At 65.0% G+C, this 26,155-nt stretch carries 22 protein-coding genes; 13 read left to right on the top strand and 9 right to left on the bottom strand.

Translation table 11 applies throughout. The features are described from left to right. Nucleotides 1-36: 36 nt before the first annotated feature. The 5 genes from dusB to ntrX all read left to right on the top strand — a co-directional run bounded on the left by dusB (nt 37) and on the right by ntrX (nt 7,246). Nucleotides 37-1,020, top strand: coding sequence for a tRNA dihydrouridine synthase DusB (dusB, locus tag E0501_RS06645; RefSeq protein WP_137700526.1), 984 nt, complete (start codon nt 37-39; stop codon nt 1,018-1,020). Further along, complete coding sequence (locus E0501_RS06640) at nt 1,017-2,093, top strand: two-component system sensor histidine kinase NtrB (protein WP_137700525.1); 1,077 nt, start codon at nt 1,017-1,019, stop codon at nt 2,091-2,093. The genes dusB and E0501_RS06640 overlap by 4 nt, the downstream gene beginning before the upstream one ends. A 12-nt stretch (nt 2,094-2,105) precedes the next feature. Further along, entirely contained in the window at nt 2,106-3,473 is a 1,368-nt protein-coding gene (locus E0501_RS06635) for a response regulator (RefSeq protein WP_137700524.1), read from the top strand. Between the two features lie 154 nt (nt 3,474-3,627). After that, nucleotides 3,628-5,835, top strand: coding sequence for a sensor histidine kinase NtrY-like (locus tag E0501_RS06630; protein WP_137700523.1), 2,208 nt, complete (start codon nt 3,628-3,630; stop codon nt 5,833-5,835). 7 nt (nt 5,836-5,842) lie between these two features. Further along, entirely contained in the window at nt 5,843-7,246 is a 1,404-nt protein-coding gene (gene ntrX, locus E0501_RS06625; protein WP_137700522.1) for a nitrogen assimilation response regulator NtrX, read from the top strand. 9 nt (nt 7,247-7,255) lie between these two features. On the opposite strand, the gene E0501_RS06620 is transcribed toward ntrX, so the two are convergent. After that, nucleotides 7,256-7,723: a hypothetical protein gene (locus E0501_RS06620; RefSeq protein WP_137700521.1), complete on the bottom strand. Its 468-nt coding sequence runs from the start codon at nt 7,721-7,723 to the stop codon at nt 7,256-7,258. 125 nt (nt 7,724-7,848) lie between these two features. Here E0501_RS06620 and trkA point away from each other — a divergent pair, with 125 nt between their 5' ends. From trkA to hflX, 4 genes are all read left to right on the top strand, one after another. Beyond that, complete coding sequence (gene trkA, locus E0501_RS06615; RefSeq protein WP_137700520.1) at nt 7,849-9,225, top strand: Trk system potassium transporter TrkA; 1,377 nt, start codon at nt 7,849-7,851, stop codon at nt 9,223-9,225. Between the two features lie 4 nt (nt 9,226-9,229). Further along, nucleotides 9,230-10,744: a TrkH family potassium uptake protein gene (locus tag E0501_RS06610; RefSeq protein WP_137700519.1), complete on the top strand. Its 1,515-nt coding sequence runs from the start codon at nt 9,230-9,232 to the stop codon at nt 10,742-10,744. A 131-nt stretch (nt 10,745-10,875) separates the two neighbouring features. Continuing rightward, nucleotides 10,876-11,115: an RNA chaperone Hfq gene (hfq, locus tag E0501_RS06605; RefSeq protein WP_109464662.1), complete on the top strand. Its 240-nt coding sequence runs from the start codon at nt 10,876-10,878 to the stop codon at nt 11,113-11,115. Beyond that, nucleotides 11,115-12,413: a GTPase HflX gene (gene hflX, locus E0501_RS06600; protein ID WP_137700518.1), complete on the top strand. Its 1,299-nt coding sequence runs from the start codon at nt 11,115-11,117 to the stop codon at nt 12,411-12,413. Before hfq ends, hflX begins: the two co-directional genes overlap by 1 nt. Nucleotides 12,414-12,424: 11 nt before the next feature. Here hflX and E0501_RS06595 read toward each other — a convergent pair whose 3' ends face one another. Further along, nucleotides 12,425-14,899, bottom strand: a complete 2,475-nt coding sequence (locus E0501_RS06595; RefSeq protein ID WP_137700517.1) for a penicillin acylase family protein — start codon at nt 14,897-14,899, stop codon at nt 12,425-12,427. A gap of 129 nt (nt 14,900-15,028) precedes the next feature. Between E0501_RS06595 and E0501_RS06590 the strand changes: the two genes are divergently transcribed. From E0501_RS06590 to E0501_RS06580, 3 genes are all read left to right on the top strand, one after another. Then, entirely contained in the window at nt 15,029-15,901 is an 873-nt protein-coding gene (locus E0501_RS06590) for an NAD(P)-dependent oxidoreductase (RefSeq protein WP_137700516.1), read from the top strand. A gap of 73 nt (nt 15,902-15,974) precedes the next feature. After that, entirely contained in the window at nt 15,975-16,415 is a 441-nt protein-coding gene (locus E0501_RS06585; protein WP_137700515.1) for an ion channel, read from the top strand. A gap of 63 nt (nt 16,416-16,478) precedes the next feature. Continuing rightward, nucleotides 16,479-17,438, top strand: coding sequence for an NAD(P)-dependent alcohol dehydrogenase (locus tag E0501_RS06580; RefSeq protein ID WP_137700514.1), 960 nt, complete (start codon nt 16,479-16,481; stop codon nt 17,436-17,438). A gap of 55 nt (nt 17,439-17,493) precedes the next feature. On the opposite strand, the gene E0501_RS06575 is transcribed toward E0501_RS06580, so the two are convergent. Beyond that, on the bottom strand, nt 17,494-17,829 hold the full coding sequence (locus E0501_RS06575) for a DMT family transporter (RefSeq protein ID WP_137700513.1): 336 nt from the start codon (nt 17,827-17,829) through the stop codon (nt 17,494-17,496). A gap of 221 nt (nt 17,830-18,050) precedes the next feature. Between E0501_RS06575 and E0501_RS06570 the strand changes: the two genes are divergently transcribed. Beyond that, a complete protein-coding gene (locus E0501_RS06570; RefSeq protein WP_137700512.1) occupies nt 18,051-20,237 on the top strand; it encodes an NADP-dependent isocitrate dehydrogenase in 2,187 nt (728 codons plus the stop codon). Between the two features lie 27 nt (nt 20,238-20,264). On the opposite strand, the gene E0501_RS06565 is transcribed toward E0501_RS06570, so the two are convergent. The 6 genes from E0501_RS06565 to E0501_RS06540 form a co-directional block, all read right to left on the bottom strand. After that, a complete protein-coding gene (locus tag E0501_RS06565; RefSeq protein ID WP_137700511.1) occupies nt 20,265-20,891 on the bottom strand; it encodes a hypothetical protein in 627 nt (208 codons plus the stop codon). A gap of 304 nt (nt 20,892-21,195) precedes the next feature. Continuing rightward, nucleotides 21,196-21,612, bottom strand: a complete 417-nt coding sequence (locus E0501_RS06560) for an adenylyltransferase/cytidyltransferase family protein (protein WP_137700510.1) — start codon at nt 21,610-21,612, stop codon at nt 21,196-21,198. Next, nucleotides 21,609-22,538 (bottom strand): LicD family protein, encoded by a 930-nt coding sequence (locus tag E0501_RS06555; protein ID WP_137700509.1) that lies wholly within the window; start codon nt 22,536-22,538, stop codon nt 21,609-21,611. Before E0501_RS06555 ends, E0501_RS06560 begins: the two co-directional genes overlap by 4 nt. 164 nt (nt 22,539-22,702) lie before the next feature. Continuing rightward, a complete protein-coding gene (locus E0501_RS06550) occupies nt 22,703-23,899 on the bottom strand; it encodes an MFS transporter (RefSeq protein ID WP_137700867.1) in 1,197 nt (398 codons plus the stop codon). Nucleotides 23,900-23,934: 35 nt separating this feature from the next. Beyond that, nucleotides 23,935-24,582, bottom strand: a complete 648-nt coding sequence (locus E0501_RS06545; protein WP_137700508.1) for a DsbA family oxidoreductase — start codon at nt 24,580-24,582, stop codon at nt 23,935-23,937. Then, on the bottom strand, nt 24,569-26,101 hold the full coding sequence (locus E0501_RS06540) for a class I adenylate-forming enzyme family protein (protein WP_137700507.1): 1,533 nt from the start codon (nt 26,099-26,101) through the stop codon (nt 24,569-24,571). The genes E0501_RS06545 and E0501_RS06540 overlap by 14 nt, the downstream gene beginning before the upstream one ends. Nucleotides 26,102-26,155 lie beyond the last annotated feature (54 nt).

Below are 26,155 nucleotides of genomic sequence, written 5' to 3'. Positions count from 1 at the left end.
GACATACTTCATCGATATTGCACAAGGATTAATCGTTTGTCCGAGCACCCCTCAGACCTCTCACTCGACCCGCCGTTGGCGCTGGCGCCGCTCGCCGGAATCACCGATCTGCCGTTCCGAACGCTGGTCAGCCGCTTCGGTGCGGGGCTGGTGGTGTCGGAAATGATTGCGAGCGGTGAGTTCCTGACGGCGCGGCCGGGCACACGGGAAAAGGCCGAACTGGGCGCGCGGGTGGAGAACACCGCCGTGCAGATCGCCGGGCGCGCGCCCGAACCGATGGCCGAGGCCGCGAAACAGGTGGCCGGGATGGGCGCCAAGGTGATCGACATCAACATGGGCTGCCCGGCCAAGAAGGTGACCGGCGGCATGTCGGGCTCGGCGCTGATGCGCGAGCCCGATCACGCGCTGCGCCTGATCGAGGCGGTGGTCGGCGCGGTGGACCTGCCGGTGACGCTGAAAACCCGGCTGGGCTGGGATGACACGCAGCTGAACGCGCCCGACCTGGCCCGGCGGGCCGAGGCGGCGGGGGTGAAGCGCATCGTGATCCACGGGCGAACGCGCTGCCAGTTCTACAAGGGCCGGGCCGACTGGGCGGCGATCCGCGCGGTGAAGGACGCGGTCACGATCCCGGTGCTGGCCAATGGCGATATCGTGGATGCGACCAGCGCGCGGAAGGCGCTGGCGCAATCGGGCGCGGATGGCGTGATGATCGGACGCGGCGCGCAGGGGCGGCCCTGGGCGCTGGCCGAGGTGGCCCATGCGGTTTATGGCACGCCGGCGCCCGATGTCCCCCGCGCAGAGGCGCTGAGCGACATGATTTCAGAGCATTACGCCGAGATGCTGAGGTTCTATGGGGCCGAGCTGGGCAACCGTGTCGCCCGCAAGCATCTGGGCTGGTACATGGATGAGGCCGGCACGCCGCCAGACATGCGGCGCGAGGTGCTGACCTGCCGGGATTCGCGCCAGGTGGCGCGGCTGATCCCGCTGGCCATCCACCACGGAGAAAGGGCCGCGGCATGAAGATGGATGATGCGATCTGGGCCTCGCTGCCGGTGCCGGCGCTTCTGGTCGGGCCGGATGACACGATCCTCGATGTGAACCCCGCGGGCGAGGGGTTCATGATGAATTCAGCCAAGTCGCTGCGCGGACAGCCGGTTTGGGACAAGGTGATGATCGACGCGCCGCTGGAGGAAGCCTTCGAGCGGGCGCGCGCGAACACCACGCCGCTGTTCGTCAACGATGTCGATGTCGGCACGGGCGAGCGCGCGCCGCTGCATTGCAACCTGCAGATCGCGCCGGTGCAGGGCGAACCCGGCGTGATGCTGTTCCTGATCTCGCCGCGCGAACTGGCGGGCCGCATGACGCAGAGCCTGAGCGTGAAATCGGCGGCGAAATCAGCGATCGGCATGGCCGAGATGCTGGCCCACGAGATCAAGAACCCGCTCGCGGGCATCACCGGGGCGGCGCAGCTTCTGAGTATGAACCTTTCGCCGGAAGACCTTGAATTGACAGACCTTATCGTCAATGAAAGTCGCCGGATCGTGAAGCTCTTGGAGCAGGTCGAACAGTTCGGCAACCTGACTGCGCCGGATTTCCGGGCGGTCAACGTGCATGATGTGCTGGACCGCGCCCGACGTTCGGCGCTGCTGGGCTTTGGCGCGCATATGACAATCGTCGAGGACTATGACCCATCGCTGCCGCTGGCCTGGGGGGACCCGGACCAACTTTTGCAGGTGATGCAGAACCTACTGAAGAATGCCGCCGAGGCCGCCGGCCGGAAGGGCGGGAAGATCACCCTGCATACCTTCTATGAGCATTCCTTCCGCCTGCGCCGCTCGGACGGCACGGGCGAGAGCCTGCCATTGCAGATCGAGGTAATCGATGACGGGCCGGGCCTGCCGCCCGAGATCGCCTCGGACGTGTTCGACCCGTTCGTGTCGGGCCGGGAGAACGGCACCGGGCTGGGCCTGGCGCTGACGGCCAAGATCATTTCCGAACATGGCGGATGGATTTCCGTGAATTCAGTACCTGGACGCACCGTGTTTCGCATTTCGCTACCACTGGCCCCGAAAGCGGCCACGCCGGACGCATAAGGAGAACGACCGATGGATGGCACCGTACTTGTTGCCGATGACGACCGCACCATTCGCACCGTGCTGACGCAGGCGCTGACGCGCGCGGGCTGCAAGGTGCACGCGACCAGTTCGCTGACCACGCTGATGCGATGGGTGGGCGAGGGCAAGGGCGACGTGGTGATCAGCGACGTGATGATGCCGGACGGTAATGGGCTGGAAATGCTGCCCAAGATCGCCGAGGACCGCCCCGGCCTGCCGGTAATCGTGATCAGCGCGCAGAACACGATCATGACGGCGATCCAGGCCGCCGAGGCCGAGGCTTATGACTACCTGCCCAAACCCTTCGATCTGCCCGACCTGATGAAACGCACGGCGCGGGCGCTGGAAAACCGCCGCCGCAGCGCGCCACGCGCCGAGACGGAAGAGGCCGAGCGCCCCGACGAATTGCCGCTTGTGGGCCGGACCCCCGCGATGCAGGCGCTTTACCGGCTGGTGGCGCGGGTGATGAACACCGATCTGGGCGTTCTGATCTCGGGCGAGAGCGGCACGGGCAAATCCCTGATCGCGCGGGCGATCCATGATTTCTCCGATCGCCGCACCTTGCCCTTCGTCACCGTGACGGCGGGTGACCTGCGTGACCTGGAAGGACCGGCACGGATCCTGGCCAAGGCCCGAGGCGGCACCATATTGTTTGAAGAAATCAATGATATAGAACCGGAACTTCAGGCGCGTATCGTGCGCATGATCGACAATCCCGGCGAGCATCTGCCGCGCTTCATGGCGACCAGCCAAGGCGACATGGCCAAGGCGATGGAGGATGGCCGGCTGCGGCAGGATCTCTATTATCGCCTCGACGGGGCCGCGCTCTCGGTGCCGTCGCTGCGCGAACGGGTCGATGACATTCCGCTTCTGGCCGAGCATTTCCTGGCCAAGGCCGAGCGCGATGGCGCACCCAAGCGCTACCTCTCGGATGATGCCATGAAGCTGATGCGCAAATACAGCTGGCCGGGCAATGTGCGGCAGCTGGAAAACGCGGTACGCCGGCTTGGCCTGACCGCGCGGGGCGACGAAATATCCCGCTCGGAGGTCGAGCAGGTTCTGGGCAACCAGCCTGATACCGAACCGGTGCTGGGTGTCAGCGATGGCGACAAGCTCTCGGCCAGTGTTGCGCGTCACCTGCGGCGCTATTTCGACCTGCATGGCAACATGCTACCGCCGCCGGGGCTTTATGCCCGTATCCTGCGCGAGGTGGAAATGCCCCTGATCGAGATCGCGCTGGATGCCACCGGCGGCAACCAGGCAAAATGCGCCGACCTGCTGGGCATCAACCGCAATACCCTGCGCAAGAAGATCACGGATCTGGATATTCGCGTGACTCGCCGCCGCAAATTGATGTAAAACCGCAACATAACCGTGGCCCGCACGCCTCACTAGGTGCGAGAGACCACAAAATAAGGCGGTTGGGCGCTTTGGCGCCACGAAATCAAGAGGGCAGCGGGTGGCATCCCGGGCACGACAGTCCACGTGGAATCGGCTGGTGAAACTCCGGCGGATGCGGCGTGCGAAAAACTTCGCCACGCTGGGCCTGGTGATCCTCGGGCCGGTTCTGGTTCTCTCCACCTACCTTGTCCTGGGGCCGCTGCAGCAGGGGGCCAGCTCGCCTTCGCTGCGCTTCGTCATGCTGGCCGACCTCGTGTACGTGCTTCTCGTCGCGGCGCTGGTGCTGTCGCGCGTGGGCAAGATGATCGCCGACCGGCGCGCGCAATCGGCGGGCTCGCGCCTGCACATGCGGTTGACGGGCGTGTTCACCATCATGGCGCTGATCCCGACGATCATCGTGGCGATCTTTGCCGTGCTGACCGTGAATATCGGGCTTGAAGGGTGGTTCTCGGACCGGGTCCGGCAAGTGGTGGGCAGTTCCTTCTCGGCCGCGCAGGCCTATGAGGAAGAACACCGCCAGTCGCTTGACACAAGCGCACGGTCGGTGGCCCGGATGATCGACCTGGCGCGCACCGCCAGCCCCTTCATGCAGGACCCGGAGGTGCGCGAGGTCCTGACGCTGGGGCAGCAACGTTATCAGCCGGCCATGCGCGAGGCCTATGTGATCGACGGCACCGGCGACCTGCGCGCGCGCGGCGAACGCTCCTACCTGTTCGAGTTCGAACGCCCCACGGCGGACAAGATCGCCGAGGCGCGCGACACCGGCATCGCCATTATCCAGGACTGGGACAATAACGAGTTCCGCGCCATCGTGCCGCTGGCGAATTTTCCCGACCGGCTGGTCTATGTCAGCCGCGAGGTCGATGGCCGCATCCTGAACCTGCTCGATGAAACCCAGGAAACCGTCCGGCTGTATCAACAGCTTGAAAGCGAGCGCGGGCGCGTTCTCTTCGAGTTCGGCCTGCTTTACCTGGGCTTTGCGGTGATCCTGATCCTGGCGGCGATCTGGCTGGGCCTTTGGTTTGCCGAGCGCCTGTCGCGCCCGGTGGGGCGCCTGACCGGCGCAGCACAGCGGGTGGGTGCCGGCGACCTGGATGTGCAGGTGGTCGAGGAGGAGGGCGACGACGAGATCTCGATGCTGGGGCGCTATTTCAACCAGATGACCCGGCAGCTGAAGGCTCAGCGCGACACATTGCTCAGCAATACCGAACAGATCGAGCGCCGCCGGCGGCTCTTTGATTCGGTGCTGAGTTCGGTCACCTCGGGCGTGGTGGGGGTGGACCCGGAAGGCCGGGTGACCTTCGTCAACCGCTCGGCCGAGCGCCTTCTGGACGTGCATGGCGACCAGTCCAGCCTCGCGCTTTCGGTGGCAGTGCCCGAGTTCGGGCAGCTTTTCGACAACCTGCGCGCCGCCGGCGGCGAGGTCGTGCAGGAGGAAGTAAAGGTGAGCCGGGCAGGGCGGCTGGAAAACCTGCTGGTGCGCATGTCGACACGGCGCAGCGAAGAGGGTGATCTCGAAGGCTACGTGGTTGCCTTCGATGACGTGACCGACCTTGTCAGCGCGCAGCGGATGGCGGCCTGGGGCGACGTGGCCCGCCGCATCGCCCACGAGATCAAGAACCCGCTAACACCGATCCAGCTGTCGGCCGAGCGGATCAAGCGCAAGTTCGCCCGCCACTTGGGCGAGGAGGAGGCGGCGAGCCTCGCGGACCTGACCGACGTGATCGTGCGCCAGACCGGCGATCTGCGCCGGATCGTCGACGAGTTTTCCAAGTTCGCCCGCATGCCCGAACCCGACCGCCGCCACGAAAGCCTGCGCGAGCTGGTGAACGGCGCGGTCCTGTTGCAGCAATCCGGCCAGCCCGACGTGACCATCACCGCCCAGCTGACCGACGACACGCTGGAAGGCGAGTTCGACGCCACGATGATCAGCCAGGCCCTGACCAACCTGATCAAGAACGCGGGCGAGGCGACCGAAAGCTATGCCGAGAAGCATGGCGGTGAGGGCTATACGCCCGAGATCCGCATCGAGGCCGCGCGCATGGACGGCCATGCGGTGATCACCATTGCCGACAACGGCATCGGCCTGCCCGAGGATCGCGCCAAACTGTTTGAGCCGTACGTGACCACGCGTGACAAGGGCACCGGGCTGGGCCTGCCCATCGTCAAGAAGATCATCGAGGAGCATGGCGGGAGCCTTGCCCTGGAAGACGCGGCGCCATTCGCGGACGGAGCCCATCGCGGCGCGATGGCGGTGATCCGCCTGCCGGTGGGAACCAAATCCGAAATTTCAGAGCAGCCAAGTAAAGAGACCGTGTGAGGAAGCCATGAGTGATATTCTGATCGTCGATGACGAACGCGACATTCGAGAACTGATTTCCGATATCCTCGAGGATGAAGGCTATACCACGCGCCTCGCGGGCAATTCCGACGACGCGATGAAGGAGATCAACGGCGAACCGCCGGCGCTTCTGATCCTCGATATCTGGCTCAAGGACAGCCGGATGGACGGGATCGACATCCTCAAGGCGGTAAAGCGCGACAATCCCGATGTGCCGATCATCATCATCTCGGGGCACGGCAATATCGAGATCGCGGTAGCCGCGATCAAGCAGGGCGCCTACGACTTCATCGAGAAGCCCTTCAACATCGACCAGCTTCTGGTGGTAATCCGCCGGGCGATGGAAACCTCGCGTCTGCGGCGCGAAAACACGCAACTCAAGCGCAAGGAGACCGCCAGCGCCGAAATGATCGGCCAGTCGGCGGCCTTCCGCACGCTGGTGGGCCAGCTGGAAAAGGTGACCAAGTCGAACGGGCGGGTGATGCTCTCGGGGCCGTCCGGCGTGGGCAAGGAAATCGCCGCGCGCTACATCCACGGCAACTCGGGCCGCAAGGGCGGGCCATTTGTCGTCGTCAGCTCCGCCTCGATCGAACCCGACCGGATGGAAGAGGTTCTGTTTGGCCGCGAAACCGCCGATCGCGGGGTCGAACCCGGCCTCTTGGAAGAAGCCCATGGCGGCGTGATCTATTTCGACGAGATCGCCGATATGCCGGTTGGCACGCAGTCGAAAATCCTGCGCGTGCTGGTCGATCAGCAGTTCCTCCGGGTAGGTGGCACCGACAAGGTGCGCGTCGATCTGCGGGTGATTTCATCGACCTCGCGCGATCTCGAATCCGAGATCGCGGCCGGGCGCTTCCGCGAAGAGCTGTATCACCGCCTGAACGTGGTCCCGATCGCCGTGCCCAGTCTCGAGGAGCGCCGCGAGGATATCCCGCACCTGGCCGAATATTTCATTGCCGAGTTCAACCGCACGCAGGGCCTGCCGCTGCGCCAACTGTCGGACGAGGCGGTGGCGCTGATGCAGACCATGAACTGGCCTGGCAACGTGCGCCAGCTGCGCAACGTGATCGAGCGGCTGCTGATCCTGGGCGACGGCACCGGCGAAATCGAGGCGCGCGAACTGCCCGGAGAAGAGGAAAAGAGCGACGAGGAAGGCCGTGTCGTGCTGTCAGGCGTTCTGGCGACGATGCCCCTGCGCGAAGCGCGCGAGGCGTTCGAGCGCGAATACCTGCTGACCCAGATCAACCGCTTCGGCGGCAATATCAGCCGCACGGCGCAATTTGTTGGCATGGAGCGCAGCGCGCTGCACCGCAAGCTGAAAAGCCTGGGCGTGGTGACCACCAACAAGGCCGGTGCCCGGGTCGCCACCGTCGAGGACGAAGACGAGTAGCGCGCGGACCTAGCCGCGATTGACGATCTGGAATTGCCCGCCCGCGCGGCGGATAACGCAGGCCTTTGGCGACAGGTTTTTCGGCATCACCATGGTAATCGCGGGCGGGACAGCGCGTTCGACCTCGGGCGGGCAGGGCGGCAGGCTGATGCGGGCATATCCGCGATCTGCCATGCACTGCGCCGCGACCCGGTCGCGCAACTCGAGATTGGCATCTTCGGTGATCACCACGGGCTCGGTCCAGTAGGGCGGCGTCACGCGGCAATTGCCCGCCGCGTCGCAAATTCTGCGGCCGGGAATGAACCGCCCCGGAATGATCCGCGTGACATTGCGCACGGGCACTTTCCTCTCGGCCTCGACCGTGCAGTTCAGCTCATCACGCTGAACATTGGAAACCGGCGTGCCCGGCTTGTAGTAAAGCCCCATCGGCGCGCAGCCGGCCAATGCAATGAGAAAGAAAAGAGCGCGGATTTTCAAAGGCTTCCCCTGATGTCTTGAGGTGATCGTGCGCCATGATACCGCGAATTTGAGCCCAGACAAAGCAATTGACCGCGCGCGAGCCTTCTGTCATGCAAAACACCCGGAAACAGGGGATCATGCCCATGAAGGTCATTATCTGCGGCGCCGGCCAGGTGGGCTGGCAGATCGCGCGCCATCTTTCCGGCGAAAAGAACGATGTCACGGTGGTGGATTCCAACCCCGACCTGGTGCGTCGGGCGACCGATACGCTGGATGTGCAGGGCATCGCCGGCTTCGCCTCTTATCCCGATGTTCTTCAACGCGCCGGTGCGCGCGATGCCGACATGATCATCGCCGCCACCCATTCGGACGAGGTGAACATGGTCACCTGCCAGGTGGCGCATTCGGTGTTTTCCATCCCGCGCAAGATCGCAAGGTTGCGCTCGCAAAGCTATCTGACCGCGATCTATTCCGATCTCTACCGCCGCGATCACATGCCCATCGACGTGGTGATCAGCCCCGAGCGCGAAGTCGCCGAGGCCGCGCTGAGCCGGCTTTACGCGCCGGCCGCCTTCGACACTGAAACCTTCCTGGGCGGCCGCGCCAAGATCATGGGGATCAGCATCGGCGACGACTGTCCGGTGGTGAACACGCCGCTGCGCCAGCTGACCGATCTCTTTTCCACGCTCAAGGTGATCGTGGTGGGGATCCGCCGGCAGGGCCGGCTGTTTGCGCCCGAGGCCGGCGACCAGATCTTTCCCGGCGATGATTGTTACCTCTGCGTCGCGACCGAGGACACCGCCCGCACGCTCGAGGTGTTCGGCAAGACCACCGAGAAGCAGGAGCGCGTCGTCATCGTCGGCGGCGGCAATGTGGGCCTGGCCGTGGCCCGCGCGCTGGAGGAGCACGAGGAGCGAATCCGCGCCAAGGTGATCGAGAAAAGCCGCACCATCGCCGAACGTGCCGCCGATGCGCTGGAACGCACCATCGTGCTGAACGGGGACGGGCTGGATGCCGCAATTCTGGCCGAGGCCAGCATCGACCGCGCCGATGCGGTGCTTTGCGTGACCGATGACGACAAGACCAACCTTCTGGCCGCGGTGCGCGCAAAGTCCGAAGGCTGCCCGATGGCGATCGCGCTGATCAACGATCCAACGCTGGTGCCGCTGATGGGGCCGATGGGGATCGACGCCTATATCAACCCGCGCGCCACCACTGTCAGCTCGATCCTGCGCCATATCCGCCATGGCCGGGTGCGCGGTGTCTACTCGATCGGCGATGCCGAGGCCGAGATCATCGAGGCCGAGGTTCTGTCAACCTCGCCCATCACCGGCCAGGCGATCCGCGACATCGATTTCCCCGAAGGCGTGCTGATCGGCGCGGTTCTGAAAGACGGCAAGGTGGTCAAACCCACCGGCGGGCTGCGCGTGGACGAGGGCGACGTGATCGTCATCTTCTCGATGGCCAAGGACGTGTCGCAGGTCGAACGGCTGCTGCAGGTCTCGATCGACTTTTTCTGACGCGATGGAGAGATTGCGGCATATACCGCTGTTTCTGGCGCTCTGGGGGGTCGCGGCGCTGTCGATGTACGTGCCGGCCATCCATGCCGTGCTGCAAGAGCGCTTTGCCGAATCCCGGGCGTTCTTCTATGCCGGCACGCTGGGGCTGTTCGCTGTCGTGCTGATCGGCATCACCCTGCGTGGACGCCCCCGGCGCAAGCGTGGCGGCCTTGGCGAGCTTTTCGCGCTGTTCGGGGCCTTCACCGTGCTGCCGCTGTTTCTGGCGCTGCCGTTCTTCGAGGGGCTGAAGACCACCAGCTATGCCAATGCCTATTTCGAAATGGTCTCGTCGCTGACCACCACGGGCGCCACGCTTTATTTGCCCGACCGCCTGTCGGACACGATGCACCTTTGGCGCGCGCAGGTGGGCTGGATGGGGGGACTGTTGATGTGGATCGCGGCCGCGGCGATCCTGGCCCCGCTGAACCTTGGCGGGTTCGAGGTGACCGCCTCGGCCGAGCCGGGGCAGGGCGACACGCCGCTCGACCGCTATGAGCGTTCGGACGCGATGCATCGCATCCTGCGCTCGGCCCGGGCGCTGACGCCGATCTATGCCGGGCTGACGGCGGTGCTTTGGATCTGCCTGGTGGTCGCGGGCGACCGGCCGCTTGTCGGCCTGGTGCACGCGATGTCGACCATGGCGACCAGCGGCATCTCGGCGGTGGGGGGCGTGCAGAACGCGCAATCGGGCATGGTCGGCGAATTGCTGATCTTCCTGTTTCTCTTCTTCGCGCTCAGCCGGCTGACCTTTTCCTCGGACACGATCACCACGGCACGCACCGGGCTGCATCACGATCCGGAATTCCGGTTCGGCCTTCTGCTGATCATCGGCGTGCCGCTGGTGCTGTTCCTGCGTCACTGGCTGGCCGCCTTCGAAGTCGACGAGGTGGAAAACCTCTCGGCCGCGCTGCGCAGCCTCTGGGGCGGCGTCTTTACCGTGCTGTCGTTCCTGTCGACCACCGGCTTCGAAAGCGCCGCCTGGCAGGACGTGCGCGACTGGTCCGGGCTGGGCAACCCCGGCATGATCCTTCTGGGGCTGGCGATCACCGGCGGCGGCGTGGCCACCACCGCGGGTGGGGTCAAGCTGCTCAGGGTTTATGCGCTTTACCTCAACGGCTTGCGCGAAATGGAACGGCTCGTCCATCCCAACTCGGTCGGGCGGGCACGTGGGCAGAGCCGGCGCATCCGCCGCAAGGGGGCCTTCGTGGCCTGGGTGTTCTTCATGCTGTTCGCGATTTCGCTGGCCGCGGTGATGGCCATGCTTGCGATGCTGGGCGTGGGGTTCGAACAGGCGACCATCCTGGCGATTGCCAGCCTGTCAACCACGGGACCGCTGATTCAGGCGGCCGCGGAGCACCCGATCGCGCTGGCCGATCTCGGCCTCGCTGCGAAGCTGATCCTGTGTGGCGCGATGATCCTCGGGCGGCTTGAAATGCTGGCGATCATCGCGCTTCTGAACCCCGCGCTGTGGCGCGATTGACGCGGGCCCCAAGTCAATGTTTTTCTTGTCTTACATTTAGCTCTGGAATCTCCCGCGGCGGCGCGACATACTGCCTCGCAATGGAACGAAAGCCGTCGCGCGGCACTTAGAAAAACAAAGGCATAAGAAACATGGCTTCCGACAAACAGAACCTTCAAGACGCATTCCTCAACCACGTGCGCAAAACCAAGGTTCCCGTGACGATCTTCCTGATCAACGGTGTCAAGCTGCAGGGCGTCATCACCTGGTTCGACAATTTCTGCGTGCTGCTGCGCCGCGATGGGCAATCGCAGCTGGTCTACAAGCACGCGATCTCGACCATCATGCCGGCCCAGCCGATCAGCCTTTACGAGGGTGAAGACGCCTCCTGATGGGCGACACGACCGGTCCCGCCGAGACAGGACAACCCCAGATCACCCGCGCCTGGGTGATCCATCCCGATATTCGCAGTGACGACAGCCGCCGCGATCCGGCGCGCGCGCTGGAGGAAGGCGTGGCGCTGGCCGCGGCCCTGCCGGGGATGGAAGTGGCCGGCAGCGAAGTCGTGCGCCTTGCCCGGCCGCATCCCGGGCACCTTTTCGGCTCGGGCAAGATCGAAGAGCTGAAGCAACGCTTCGAGGCCCACGAGATCGAACTGGTGCTGGTCGATGGCCCGGTCAGCCCCGTGCAGCAGCGCAACCTCGAAAAGGCCTGGGGGGTGAAGCTCCTCGACCGCACGGGTCTCATTCTCGAAATCTTCTCGGACCGCGCGGCGACGCGCGAAGGCGTGCTGCAGGTTGAAATGGCCGCGCTGTCCTATCAGCGCACGCGGCTGGTGCGCGCCTGGACCCACCTTGAGCGGCAGCGTGGCGGGCTCGGCTTTGTCGGCGGTCCCGGCGAAACCCAGATCGAGGCCGACCGCCGCGCCATCGACGAACAGCTGGTGCGCCTGCGCCGCCAACTCGACAAGGTGGTCAAAACGCGCGAATTGCACCGCAAGGCCCGCGCCAAGGTGCCCTATCCGATCGTTGCGCTGGTGGGCTATACCAACGCCGGCAAGTCGACGCTGTTCAACCGCCTGACCGGGGCCGAGGTGATGGCCAAGGACATGCTCTTTGCCACGCTCGACCCCACGATGCGCCGGGTGCAGTTGCCCGATGGCGGGCCCGAAGTGATCCTGAGCGACACGGTGGGGTTCATCTCGGACCTGCCGACCGAGCTCGTCGCGGCGTTCCGCGCCACGCTGGAGGAGGTTCTGGCCGCCAACCTGATCGTGCATGTGCGCGACATCTCGCATCCCGAGACCGAGGAGCAGGCGCAGGACGTGCGCGCCATCTTGGCCTCGCTGGGGGTGGACGGGGACACTCCGCAGATCGAGGTCTGGAACAAGATCGACCTGCTGGATGACGAGGCCCGCGCCGCGGCGCTGACACGGGCATCGCGCGACGACGATATCGTCGCGCTGTCGGCGATCACCGGGCAGGGGATGGAGGATTTTCTCGGGCGCGTCTCCGCACTACTGGCGGGGCAGCGGCATGAAACGCAGCTGCTTTTGTCCTTCTCGGAAGGGCGCAAACGCGCCTGGCTGCACGAGGAAGGCGTGATCGAACAAGAAGAGCAGACCGAAGACGGCTACGCCCTGACCGTGCGCTGGACCGACCGCCAGGAGCAACGCTTCCGCGCGCTCTGACGGCCGCGCGCCTATTGCACGTCGGGCAGCAGCCGCGTCACGCCCACGGCCGCCGCGCGCGCCAGATCGGCATCGAGCGACATCGGGATGTATTCGCCGCGCCGCCACAGCGTGGCCATGTCGTCGTAGTGCCGGCTGAGGAAATGGCCCGACTGGCCGGTCGAGATCACGAAGACCGAGCTGTCGGGATCGGCGAAATCATAGACCCCGCGATACCCCGCGCCGTGTACGTTCTGGAACGGGTTCGGGCCGGTGCCCAGGGTCAGGCCACGGTTGAGCGTGTTGTCGCCGCCGCTGGTCGACTGGCGGATATTCACGAAATACCGCAGGAGCGGCACCTCGCCCAGCACCGCGTGGTCATGCGTGGCCTGGTGCATGTCGCCCCAGGCCAGCGATTCCAGAGCCGTTCCCTGTGTTTCAGCGATCCAGACCAGCGCATCGTCAAGCGCCAGGCGGGCGATCTCGGGGCAGCTTTCCGTCGCCGTCGACTGCACCACGTCGCACCACGCGTCGGCCCCGTCGACATCGCGGAAGACGCGCTCGATGAAGAGCGGCTCGATATGGGTGAACTCGGCCGCCAGCGGGCCCAGCTCGTCCTGGATCAGGCGCTGTTGCAGGGCGCGCATCCAGGCCATGTAGATCACCGGTTCGGGCAGGTGTTCGTTCATTTCGCCGTTCCAGTTCGCCAGGAGGTCCAGCGCGATCTGGCGGCGCCGGTCCGGCGTGCCGTCGGGCGCGGCCTCGCCCGTGAACCACAGGTCGGCCCCCACCAGAGGCAAGAGCGCCCGCGCGGTATAGCTGACCGTGTCGAGCTGCGCCTCGATGAAACTGTCGCGGGCATGTACCTGGCGGGTCTGCATGAGGCGGCTCCAGCGGTTCACCCGCTGCGTATCGCCCCAGAAATACGAGACATGCAGCGGAAAGGGCCGGTCCACCGTCTTGTTGTTGGTGTTGCCGACGATACCGCCGCGCGGGGCGATGAACTCGGGGTTGGCGGCGTAGGGCGACAGGCCCTGCCAGCGGTTATGCGCCACCGCGCCCAGTGCCGGCATGCGGCCCTGGCTGTCATGGCCGGCATCGCGGCGGGGCATCGCGCCGATCGTTTTCATCGCCACGTTGGTCAGGTCGGCCAGGATCAGGTTCTGCGCCGGGGCAACGAAAGGTTCGCTGACCTCCACCGCCTCGCGTACGTTGCGCGCCCGCATCAGCGCCATGGCCGCACTCATTGTCGTGTCCCTGTCCGACAGCGCGGTCCAGGCAACCGCCGCCACGTGGCCCGGCGGCGTCACGCTGCCCAGGTTGGCATGGCTGGCGGGCAGAACCGGGCCGTTCCCGGTCCAGCGCAGGGTGATGGTGACCGGGGCGTTGTCCTTGATCTCGATGATCGAGCGGCGGGTTTCAAAGCGTTTGAAGCCGTCGGGCGTGCGGTATTCCTCGGGGTCATCGGGGTTCAGCTCCTCGATGAACACGTCGAGATCATCCATATAGGATGCCGTCATGCCCCATCCCAGCCGCGCGCTGCGGCCCGACAGGACAACGGGCATGCCCGGGATCGTGCCGCCGATCACCCCGCCATCGGCCAGCTCCAGCCGCGCCAGATACCAGATCGACGGGGCAGAAAACCCCATATGCGGATCGCTGGCCAGAAGCGTCCCGCCCGAGGCCGAGCGGTGCGGCGCCGCCGCCCAGGCATTCGACGCGCCGGTAAAAGGCGAGCGCGGGAAGGGCGACAACGGGTCGGCAGGTCGCGCTTCGGTGCGGGCATAACGCGCACGCCCGGCGCCGGGCACCAGCGCGGCATAATCGGGCAGGGCGGCAAGGCCGGGGCCCGGGGCCTCGGGCTGGATGTCGGCCAGCCGCGCCTCGTCCGGCACAGCCAGCGACAGGCGGGCGCGCAAGACCTCGCGCTCCAGGTGCACCGAGGTCTGCAAGGCCCAGAGTTTCATCAGCGCCAGAGAATCCGCCGGACGCCATGGTGAAATCGGCGCGTTGAAGATGAACATCTCGGGCGCCCCGCGGCCAAGCGCATCGCGGTTGATCTCGTCCAGTCGCGCGTTCACCCCCGCGGCATAGGCCTCGAGCGCGGCAAGGGTCTGCGGGTCCTGCGCCGCGACCGACTCCTGCGCCAGCCGGTAGAGATCGAACCGCCGCATCAGCTTGTCGGTTTCCACCGTGCGCGGGCCGAAAAGCTCGCTCTGACGGCCCTGCACGGTACGGCGCAAGACCGTCATCTGCCACAGGCGGTCCTGTGCATGGGCATAGCCCAGCCCAAAGAACACGGCATGCTCGTCCTCGGAGAATATATGCGGCACGTTCGCATGATCGCGCACGATCTCGACCGGCGCGCCCAGGCCCGGGGTGCGCAGCGTCTTGTCATAGTCGGGCAGGGACCGCGCCGCGAGGTAGTAGACCACGCCGATCGTCAGCGCGGACAGCGCGAAGGCCGCCACCACGATCCGCATGAGCCACTGAAAAAGCCTCGCCATTGCGTGCCTGTCCTGTTTGCTGCCCCGTTTGCCGGCCCGTTTCCACCCGGCTTCGCCACGCCGGAAGGGCCTTGCCATTCCGGTGCGCGCCAGACAAACCTTATGCTGACAAATTGCAAGGGGAAAGACATGGCAAAGGTTGCATTTCTTGGATTGGGCGTAATGGGCTACCCGATGGCCGGGCATCTTCAGGCCAAGGGGCACGAGGTGACGGTCTATAACCGGACCGCCGCCAAGGCCGAGGCCTGGGTGAAGGAACATGGCGGCGCCTCGGCACCCACTCCGCGCGAAGCGGCACTGGGCGCCGAATTCGTGATGGCCTGCGTCGGCAATGACGATGACCTGCGCTCGGTCTGCCAGGGCCCGGACGGCGCTTTTGCCGGCATGGAGCCGAACACGATCTTCGTCGATCACACTACCGTTTCGGCCGCCGTCACGCGCGAGCTTTACGAGGACTCGGCGGCCAAGGGCGTGTCCTTTGTCGATGCGCCCGTGTCGGGCGGGCAGGCGGGCGCCGAAAATGGCGTGCTGTCGATCATGTGCGGCGGTGACGAAGACAAGTTCGCGGCGGCCGAGCCGATCATGCAGGCCTATGGCAAGTCGATCAAGCGCCTGGGCGAGAGCGGGGCCGGGCAATTGACCAAGATGGTCAACCAGATCTGCATCGCGGGTCTCGTGCAGGGTCTGGCCGAGGGGCTGCATTTCGCCCAGAAGGCCGGGCTGGATGGCAAGGCCGTGGTCGAGGTGATCCAGGGCGGCGCGGCAGGCAGCTGGCAGATGGTCAACCGGCACGAAACCATGCTCGACGATTTCTTCGAATACGGTTTCGCGGTCGACTGGATGCGCAAGGACCTGGGCATCTGCCTGCAGACCGCCAATGAAAACGGCGCCTCTCTGCCGGTGACCGCGCTGGTCGACCAGTTCTACAAGGACGTGCAGAAACTGGGCGGCGGGCGGTGGGACACCTCCTCGCTGATCAAACGCCTCAATGCCATGGGTTGATATCCGCAGCGGCCGGGCCCGGGCTCGGCCGCGCGTTCACGGATGAAATCTCACAGCGGGCAGGGGCGCGCGGATGACCTGGAACCTTTTCCACCAGATCGCCATCGGCTCGGGGCTGGTGCTGATATCGGTGCTGTTGTCCGGCGCAATCTTCTTCGCGCTGGAAATCCTGATGGCGCGCTCGCATCTCTGGCTGATCCGGCGGCCGCACCTGCCCAAGCTCATCCTGGTGCTGATCATCTCGGTGCTGGCGGCACTTGGCATGATCACGGTCAGCGTCTGGGTCTGGGCCATCGCCTATTACAAACTCGCGGTCTTCGTCACCTTCGAGGCCTCGCTCTATTTCAGCCTGGTCAGTTTCACCACGCTGGGCTTCGGCGATATCATCCTGCCGCCCGAATGGCGCATCTTGAGCGGCATGACGGCGGCCAACGGGTTCCTGAATATCGGCATGATGTCGGCGGTGGTTCTGGAAACCCTGCGCGTGGTGCGCAAGAACCAGCTGGGATCCTGAGCCACGCGATGTTGTGAGCCGGACGCGACCGGCCCATACTGCCCCGGAACCGGAGGCAATGCGATGAAAGCCGTGGTCCAGAACAGCTATGGCGGCCCCGAGGCGCTGCGGCTGGCAGATTTGCCCGTGCCCACGCCCGGCAGGGGCGAGATGCGGCTCAGGGTTCTGGCCTGTGCGGTCAACCTGTCGGACTGGGAATACCTGACCGGGTCACCCTTCTATGCCCGCATGGTGGGCGGGCTGTTCCGGCCGAAGCGCCTTGTGCTGGGCTCGGATATCGTGGGGATTGTCGAGGAATTGGGGCCGGGCGTATCCGGGTTCGAAATCGGTGCGCGGGTGATGGGCGACCTGGTGATGACGCGTGGCGGCTTTTCCGAATATGCCTGTGTCGCCGCAAACCATATGGTCGCGGTGCCCGAAGCGCTTTCGGACGAGATCGCCGCCTGCCTGCCGCAGGCCGGAGGGATCGCCGTGGCGGGCACGGAGGGGCTGGGGCCGCACGACCGGCTGCTTATCAACGGGGCCGGGGGCGGGTCGGGCACAATGGCGCTGCAACTGGCCAAGGCGGCGGGCGCGCATGTCACCGCCGTGGACAATGCGGGCAAGATGGACTGGTTGCGCAGTCTGGGCGCGGATGCGGTGATCGACTATCACACGCAGGATTTCACGCGGATAGGGCAGCGCTGGACCCGGATCCTTGACATGGTAGCGACGCGCGGGCCGGGGGCGATTGCCCGGGCGCTTGCTCCGAACGGCCGGTACCAGGCGGTCGGCGGCAATGTGTCGACGCTGCTGGGGCTGCTATTTGGCGGGACCTTGTGGCGATTGCGCGGAAAATCCATCGGCATGTTGATGGTGCCCTCGGGGGCCGCACTGACGGCGCAGGTGGCGCAGATGGCGGTGGAGGGCAGGATCGCGCCGCATCTCGAGGCCGTGCTGCCCTTGCGCGACACGCCCGAGGCGCTGCGCCGCACCGGGCAGGGCGAAGTCAAAGGCAAGCTGGTGATCCGACCGGACCTGTAAGCATCGGGAGGCGGCACATGGTCCCGGGTGCAACAGCGCGCAGGCGCCATGCCGCTCAGTGATGCGTTGTCTGTGAAAACAGCTGGATCACCACGATGCCGGCCATGATCAACCCGATACCGAGGACCGCCGGCAGATCCAGTCGTTGCTGGAAGACCAGGTATCCGATCATCGCGATGAACACGATGCCCAGCCCCGACCAGATCGCATAGACCAGCCCCACCGGCATCGTTTTCAGTGCCATCGCCATGAACCAGAACGACGCGCCATAGGCCACCACGACCAGAAGCGAGGGCGCCAGCCGCGTGAATTGGTGGCTGGCCTGCAACGCGGTGGTGCCGATGGTTTCCGTCAAAATGGCGATAAAAAGATAGACATAGGCCCCGGGCATGGTCGTGATCCCTTGATGCAACAGACATGACTGGATGTGCCACAGGGCACTGAAACCGGGAAGCAAAATCTGCGCCGGGCCTGCCCGGAAGCTGCGAGCCGTTAAAAAATTTTCTGTTTGTATACCATCGCACACATTGACTATCCCGCCCTGCTCGGATACCCGGGGCGGCAAGAGGGCAGCACCGCCCGTTCCCATTTCAGCATGGAGAGACCGGACCCATGGCCGACAAGACCCCCGATATCATCTACACCATCGTCGACGAAGCCCCCGAACTGGCCAGCGCCTCGCTCTTGCCGATCGTGCGCAGTTTTGCCGGCGCCGCGGGCATCGACGTGGGCACGCGCGACATCTCGCTCGCGGGGCGGATCCTGGCCACCTTTCCCGACCGCCTGAGCGAAGATCAGCGTCAGTCGGACGACCTGGCCTGGCTGGGTGAGTTGGTGAAAACGCCCGACGCCAACGTCATCAAGCTGCCCAATATCTCGGCCTCGGTGCCGCAGCTGGAAGAGGCGATTGCCGAGCTGCAATCGCAGGGCTACGCGGTGCCGGACTACCCGGCCGATCCGCAGACCGACGCGGAAAAGGAAATCCGCGCGCGCTATGACACGATCAAGGGCTCGGCGGTGAACCCGGTGCTGCGCGAAGGCAACTCGGACCGCCGCGCGGCCAAGGCCGTCAAGGAATATGCCAAGGCGCACCCGCATTCGATGGGCGAATGGACCGCCGACAGCAAGACCACCGTCGCCTCGATGCCGGGCAACGATTTCTTCGCCAACGAGAAATCCGCCACCATCACCGCGGCCCAGGCCGGCGGCGCGAAAATCGTCTTCTCCGCCAAGGACGGCAGCGAAACCGTGCTCAAAGACGGGCTCTCCTATGACGAAGGCACCGTAGTCGACGCCACCTTCATGTCCGCGAAGGCGCTGCGCAGCTATATCCGCGACGAAGTCGCCAGCATGGAACCGGGCGTTCTGTTCTCGGTCCACCTCAAGGCCACGATGATGAAGGTCTCCGACCCGATCATTTTCGGCCATTTCGTCAGTGTGTATCTCGAGGATTTCATCGCCAAGCATGGTGCGGATCTCGACTGGAACCCCAATGACGGCATCGGCGACCTGGAAAAGCAGATCGAAGGCAATGCTGCGGCGCAGGCCGACCTCAAGGCCGCGCTGGCCGCGCGCCCGCCGCTTTACATGGTGAACTCGGATCGTGGCATCACCAACCTGCACGTGCCCTCGGACGTGATCATCGACGCCTCGATGCCCGCGGTCATCCGCGCCGGCGGCATCGGCTGGGGCCCGGATGGCGAACCCGCGCCGACCAAGTGCTGCATCCCCGACAACTGCTATGCGCCCGTCTATGACGAGACGATCGAGTATTTCAAACAGACCGGCAAACTGGATGTCACCACCTGTGGCGCGGTATCGAACGTGGGCCTTATGGCCCAGAAGGCCGAGGAATACGGCAGCCACCCCACCACCTTCGAAGCGCCCGCCGATGGCACCATCGCCATCGTGCTTGCGGGTGGCGAGGTGCTGCACAGCCACGCGGTGGAGCAGGGCGATATCTGGCGCTCCTGTACCGCGAAAAAGGCGCCGATCCTCGACTGGATCCAGCTGGGCATCCGCCGCATGAAGGCCACGGGCCTCGCGGCCTTCTGGCTGGACGCGAACCGCGCGCATGACGCCGAGCTGATCAAGTATGTCGAGCCCGCGCTGAAAGAGGCCGGCGTCGAGATCCCGATCATGGCCCCGCGCGAAGCCACCCGCTTCACGCTGGAAAACATGCGCGAAGGCCGCGACGTGGTGACCATCACCGGCAACGTGCTGCGCGACTACCTGACCGACCTCTTCCCGATCCTGGAACTGGGCACCTCGGCCAAGATGCTGTCGATCGTGTCGCTGATGCAGGGTGGCGGCCTCTTCGAGACGGGCGCGGGTGGCTCGGCCCCCAAACACGTGGAACAGCTGATGGAGGAAAACCACCTGCGCTGGGACAGCCTTGGGGAATTCTGCGCCCTGGGCGAGAGCTTCAAGTTCCTGGCCGACAAGGGCCGCGCCAAGGCCGAGATCTTGGGCGAGGCGGTCGAGGCGGCCACACAGAAGGTGCTGGAGAACGGCAACAGCCCCGAACGCAAGGTGGGCCAGGCCGACAACCGTACCTCGCACTACTGGTTTGCCCGCTACTGGGCCGAGGCCTTGGCCGCGCAGGCATCAGATGCCGAGCTGGCCGCCCATTTCGCGCCGATCGCACAGCAACTGGCCGAGAAGGAAACGGCGATCATCGCCGAGTTGATGGACGGGCAGGGCAAGGCCGTGGACCTTGGCGGTTACTACCACGCCGACCCGGCAAAACGCGCCTCCGTGATGCGCCCGAGCGCAACGCTGAACGCGATTATCGGCTAAGCGAATTGGCCTGACGGGAAACGCCCGTCAGGCCGCCAGCCCGATTTCCCGGGCAATGTCACCGCGCAGGCGGATGATTTTCTCCGCCTCTTTATGTGGCAGATCCAGAAGCGCGCGCACCTCATCCTCGGGCAGGTTCGTCGCTTGCATCAGGCGTTGCGCCTCTCCGCGCGTCTCGCGCAGCGGTTTCTGGTCGAGATCCTCGGAAAAGGCTTTCACTCCGCCATCGCCTGCCAGCGCCAAAAGGCGCGTTCGCTTTGCTTCCAGATGGGGCTGATAATCCTTAACCCCTTGTTCGATCAGAAGGCGCGCGGCCTCGGCCTCGATGGCGTTCAGGCTGGGGTTCTGCAGCTGAACCGGGGCCAGCTTTGGCAAGCTGAGAAGATCGGTGAACACCTTCACGGTATCATGGCCCGGCACGTAACTATGATAGTGCATATTGCCGTCGAAAATACGGTTCATCCGCTCGGCAATTGCCACGAAATCCCATTGCTTGCGCCGCTCCTTGACATATTTCGGGAACGGCAGCGCGTTGTTCCAGTTCTGAACCCATTCCCGGTAATGGCTGCGGGCGAACTGGAACCGGTTGCGCATGAACATGATACCGATGGTCTCGAACTTCCGGGCCTTGCATTCGCGCACCAGCCGTCGCAATCGCGCCTCGTGGGCTGGCGAACACCAGCTTTCCGACGACAAGAGAGCGACAGGCGTGTCTTTTTCCTCGATTTCCCGGAAAACTGATCGAACACTTTCCGCTGCTCGTCAGACCCGTCCGGAGCATGCGACAGGCCGACCTGCCGCTTGTCTTTCCGGTCGCGAAAGGTCAGCCCAGTTTCGGGATAAAGCACACCAACACGCTTCAGGCGGTCACGGTTCTTGCCAAAGGTATGCTGAAGCGTTGTTGTTCCTGTCTTGAACAAGCCAAGGTGGAAAACGACGACCATGTGTCCGTCCCCCGTCAGCCCTTCACCAGACGCAGCTCATGCTGCAGGTCATAGACCATGTCCTTGATCTCGGTGGTCGAGACATTGCGCGTGCGCGGCAGGTAGACGACCTTGCACAGATCGCCCAGGAAATCGAATTCGCCCTTCCAGTCGCTGCCCATGCCGAACACGTCGATGTCGAAGCGCTGCACGTCGTCGCGTTTCTGCTCCCAGCACTCTTCGGGGAACACGTGGGTGACATGGCGGCACGCCTCCAACACCTCGACGCGGTGGCGATAGGGCAGGGCCGTCTTCTTGCCCTTCAGCGCGTTGAACGCATCGGTCGAACAACCGACATAAAGCTCGTCGCCAAGCGCCGCCAGGCGTTCGAGCAGGCGCACATGGCCGTGATGGAACAAGTCGAAAGTGCCATAGGTCAGAACGCGGGTCATGCTGCCTCCTTGCGTTTCTTTTCTTTGCGCCCGGCGCGCGTCAGGGCGGACAGGAACGGGGCGAATTTCTCCCGCTGCGTCTTCCAGTCGAAGCGGAAGAACGGATCGGGCACGCGCCAGCCCTCGCCATAGTTGATCGCGAGCATTTTCTCGGGCTCTTTCGGCAGCATGAGCCCGGTGGTCCCGCACTCCTGCAACGGAAAGATGTCTTTCCGCGACAGTTCCCCGAACGTGTGCGGGTAGAGATAGGCGTTGTCATCCTTGTCGAACCACAGCGGGAACAGGTCGATCTCGACCTTGCCGGCCGAAGTCAGCTTGTAAATCGACGGATCGCGGTGCGCGGCTTCGTCGAAGATGCCCAGTTCGATCAGGTCGGCCTTGAGCTTGATCCATTCGCGCGCGGCCTCCTCGGGCGTGCGCGCGGCCAGTTCGACCGCGAGGTCGATATCGTCGTCATGCTCGATCAGCTTGCCATCGCGCACCACGCCCAGAAGCGTGCCGGAGTTGAGGAACACTTCGTGCTCAAGCTCTTCCAGCACGGCGATCAGGCCGCTGACATGATCCCACAGGTCATCGTGATCCATGTCCTCGAAGGTCTGGCCATAGCCATGCCCGGTCAGCTTGTCGGGATGCAGGTAGGCGGTGATGCGTTGCTCGAACGCCTCGAAGAGCTCGGGCGTGCCGGCGGCGGCGTGGCGCTGGCCCAGGCGGCGCAGTAGGCCACGCGCCCGCGGTGCACGTTCGCGAAAGATCACGCACAGCATCACCACGGCCTCGATCCACAGCGTGCTGGGCTTGACCTGCTTCAACGCGTTCAGTTCGCTGTAATACTTGGCGAAATTCACCTCATAGGGCGCGCCATTCATCACCCCGGAAACCACCGCGTGAATCTCTTGTATGCGCGCTCTGCGCTGCCAGCGTTTCATACCGTTGACTATACTGCCTGCCTCGTTATCGCGACTGCCGGTTGCTCCGGCTTAGCACGTCGCCTTGACCAAATTATGGCCGAGCCCGGCGAATCAAGCCAAGCGTTTTGTCGAATTTTCGCCAAACCCGCGCAGATACGTGATTTTTTGCCACACCGCGCGGCTCAGGGCAGCGTGCGCTCTTCGATCTTGCGCAGCCACAGCATCAGACCAAGCGCGGCAAGTGCCAGCACGAACACCCCCAGTGACAGCGGGAACCAGGTGCCGTCAAAGCCCAGGCCGATGGGCGCAGCCACGGCCATCGACAGCACCGTCGCCAGCCCCCCGATGATCGAGGCCGCCATACCCGCGATATGGCCCAGCGGCTCCATCCCCATGGCATTCAGATTGCCCAGCGTCAGCCCGGCCTGGAAGAATAGCGTCGTCTGCCAGGCAAGGAAAAAGCCGAATGCCAGCGTCTCGGGAAGCGGCACCTGGCTCAGCACCAGCATGATGCCGGAAAAGACAACCTGCGCCGACAGCATCACCGTCACCAGGAACCGCATGCCCAGCCGCACGACCAACGCGGCGTTCACGAAGCTCGCGCTGGCCGAAACGATGCAAATGGCCCCGAACCACAGCGGAAAACTGTCGGCACGACCGAAAGTGATGTCATAGATCTGTTGAACGCTGGAAATGGTGGAAAACAGCATCGCGAAGCACAGGGTCTGCGTCGCGATGGTGATGCGCACCATCGGATGACCCAGGATTTCGCGCAGCGCCGCCCAGATCGGGCCCAGCCGGAATGGCCGCCGCCGGTCGGGTGACAGGGTTTCCTCAAGCCGCAGGCCGGTCCAGCCCGCGCCCAGCAGCGAGAAGAGCACAAAGGCAAGGAAGATGCCCCGCCAGTCGGAAATGGCGATGATGCCGGCCCCCAGCAGGGGCGCGATTGCCGGGACAAGGGTAAAGATCATCATCACGATCGACATCAGCCGCGCCATGTGGCGCCCGGCATAAAGGTCGCGGATCACCGCCATGCCGACAACCCTCGGCCCCGCCGCGCCCAGCCCCTGCACCAGCCGCGCGGCAAGCATCAGTTCCAGGCTCTGCGCCGCCCAGGCGGCAAAGGCCCCGGCGATATAGAGTGCGGCACCACCAAGGATCACCGGTTTGCGGCCCAGCGTGTCCGACAGCGGCCCGGTCACGAAGGTGCCCAGACCCATGCCGATGACAAAGGCCGTCAGGATCAGCTGCGCCCGGTTCAAGTTGTCCGGGCTCAGTTCGGCGCCGATCTCGGGCAGGGCGGGCAGCATCGCGTCGATGGAAAAGGCCACCGTCGCGAACAGCATCGCCATCAGCGCGACGAACTCGGCCGGTGTCATGCCCGCGCGGTGCGCTTCCGTTGCGTCTGGCGCACTCACTCGGTGTCTTTCCGGATCTGCTCGGAAATCTCGTCGATCACCTTCTGCCACAGCTCGACCGGCTGCGCGCCGGGCACCGCGTGCTGGCCGTTGATGATGAAGGTCGGGACCGAGCGCACGCCCATCTCGCGAAAGCCCTTTTCCTTGTCCAGAAGGCCTGCCTTGTCTTCCTCCGTCTCCAAAAGCCGCAGGACAACGCCGGCATCCATCCCGGCACTGTCGGCGATATCGGCCAGCACTTCGCGGTCGCCGATATCGCGGCCGTCCTGGAAATAGGCGCGAAATAGCGCGGCTACGACCGGCGTCTGCCGCCCCTCGATGCCCGCCCAATGGATCAGACGGTGCGCATCCAGCGTGTTGGGCGTGCGCGCGATCTTGTCGAACTCGATGTTCACGCCGGCCTTCTTCGCATGTTCCACGACCGGCTGATAAGCCTGAAAGGCGGCCTCCTTGCCGCCGAATTTCGCCTCAAGATAGGCGCGCCGGTCCATGCCCTCGGGCGGCATGTCGGGATTGAGCTGGAACGGATGCCACTCGATCTCGAACGGATGTTCGGGGCGGCTTTCCAGCGCGCGGTCCAACTGCGCCTTGCCGATAAAGCACCACGGGCAGATCGGATCGGAGATGATATCAAGCTTGACCATGGTGTGCCTCGTAGACCTGTTTCAGCGCCTGGCGCTGAAGTTTTCCGTTGGGGTTTCTCGGCAATTCCGCGACATGCAGGAAAAGCCGTGGCTGTTTGTAGCGCGCCAGCCGCTCGCCGGCATAGGCGGCCAGCGCCGCCTCGTCCAGCGGGGCGGGCGCGGTGTAGAAGGCAGCGATCACCCGCGCATCGGCCTTCACTTCCACATCGGTCACCGCGATGTCCGCAAGGCCCGGGAAATCATGCAGCGCCGCCTCGACCTCGAGCGGCGATACCCGATAGCCGCCCGCGTTCATCATGTCATCGACCCGGGCGTGGTATTCGATCATGAAATCGGGGCCCATCGCGCCATGATCGCCGGTCAGAAACCATTCGCCGCGGAACCGCGCGCGGGTCTCATCCTCGGCGCCGAGGTAGCCCAGCATCAGCCCGGGATCACGGCTCGACACGGCAATCGTGCCATCTGCGCCCATTTCCACCGGCTGGCCCGCATCGTCGACGATCGCCACCCGGCGGCCCTTTTGCGGCCGGCCCAGCGTGCCCGGGCGCGCCGGGGTGTCGGGGCTGGCCGAGATGAAGGTCGAACATTCCGACATGCCGAAGGCCTCGTAGAGCATCGTGCCGCTGGCGGTGTTCCAGGCCGCGCGCAGCGCCTCCGAGAGTTTCTCGCCCGCGCTCAGCCCGTGGCGCAGCTTGGGCAGGTCAAGCTGCGCATTCCGGTTGAGAATCTTGCGATAAACCCCCGGGGCTGCAGCGAAAATCGTTGCGTCATGACGCTTGAGAAGCAAGGGCAGCGTCTCGGGCGCAGTGCCCGGCGCGGGGATCAGCGCGGTCGCGCCCACGCTCCAAGGGTCCATCAGCCCGGTGCCCAGCGTGTAGGTCCAGTTGAACGCGCCCGCATGGCACAGCCGGTCGGCCTCGGTCAGCCCGTACCAGCCGTCATGCATCATGTGGCGCGCCCAGATCGCCCGATGCGCGTGCATCACCGCGCGCGGCTTGCCCGAAGTGCCCGAGGTGAAGATGATATAGGCCAGCCGGTCCGGATCGCCAATCTGCCAGGCGCAGGGCTCCAGATCGCGCATCGCCTCCAGCTCGTCCTGCCCGATCACCGGCACGCCCGGGTCCGCCGGGCAGGCTACCCCGTCGCCCAGCAGGATCGCCGCCGGGCGCAGCGTGTCGATCATCGCCGCCACCTCGCGCTCGGTCAGTTGCGAGGACGTGGGCACCGGCACGCAGCCCACGGCGATGGCGCCGAGATAGGCGATGGGAAACTCGACCGTATTGCCCAGCCGCATCAGCACGATGTCGCCGGTCCGCAGCCCCGCCCGCAAAAGCCCGGTTCCCGTGCCGCGCACCGCCGCCTGCAGCCGCGCATAGGACCAGCGCTCGGCCCGGGCCGGGCCCAGCACCGCCAGCGCGATCTTGTCGGGCAACGCATCCGCGCGGCCCAGCACGTGGGCCGTGAAGTTGAACGGGGCGGGGCAGGGCGCGAACGGCCCTTCGTCGTAAACCGAGTGCATGCCCGCGTTGCTATGCCGCCCGGGCCGAGGTTGCAAGCGCCCCCGGCGATGCCT

This window comes from Marimonas lutisalis, assembly GCF_005434965.1.
Lineage (GTDB): Bacteria > Pseudomonadota > Alphaproteobacteria > Rhodobacterales > Rhodobacteraceae > Marimonas_A > Marimonas_A lutisalis.
This window is presented reverse-complemented; position numbering and strand designations above follow the sequence as displayed.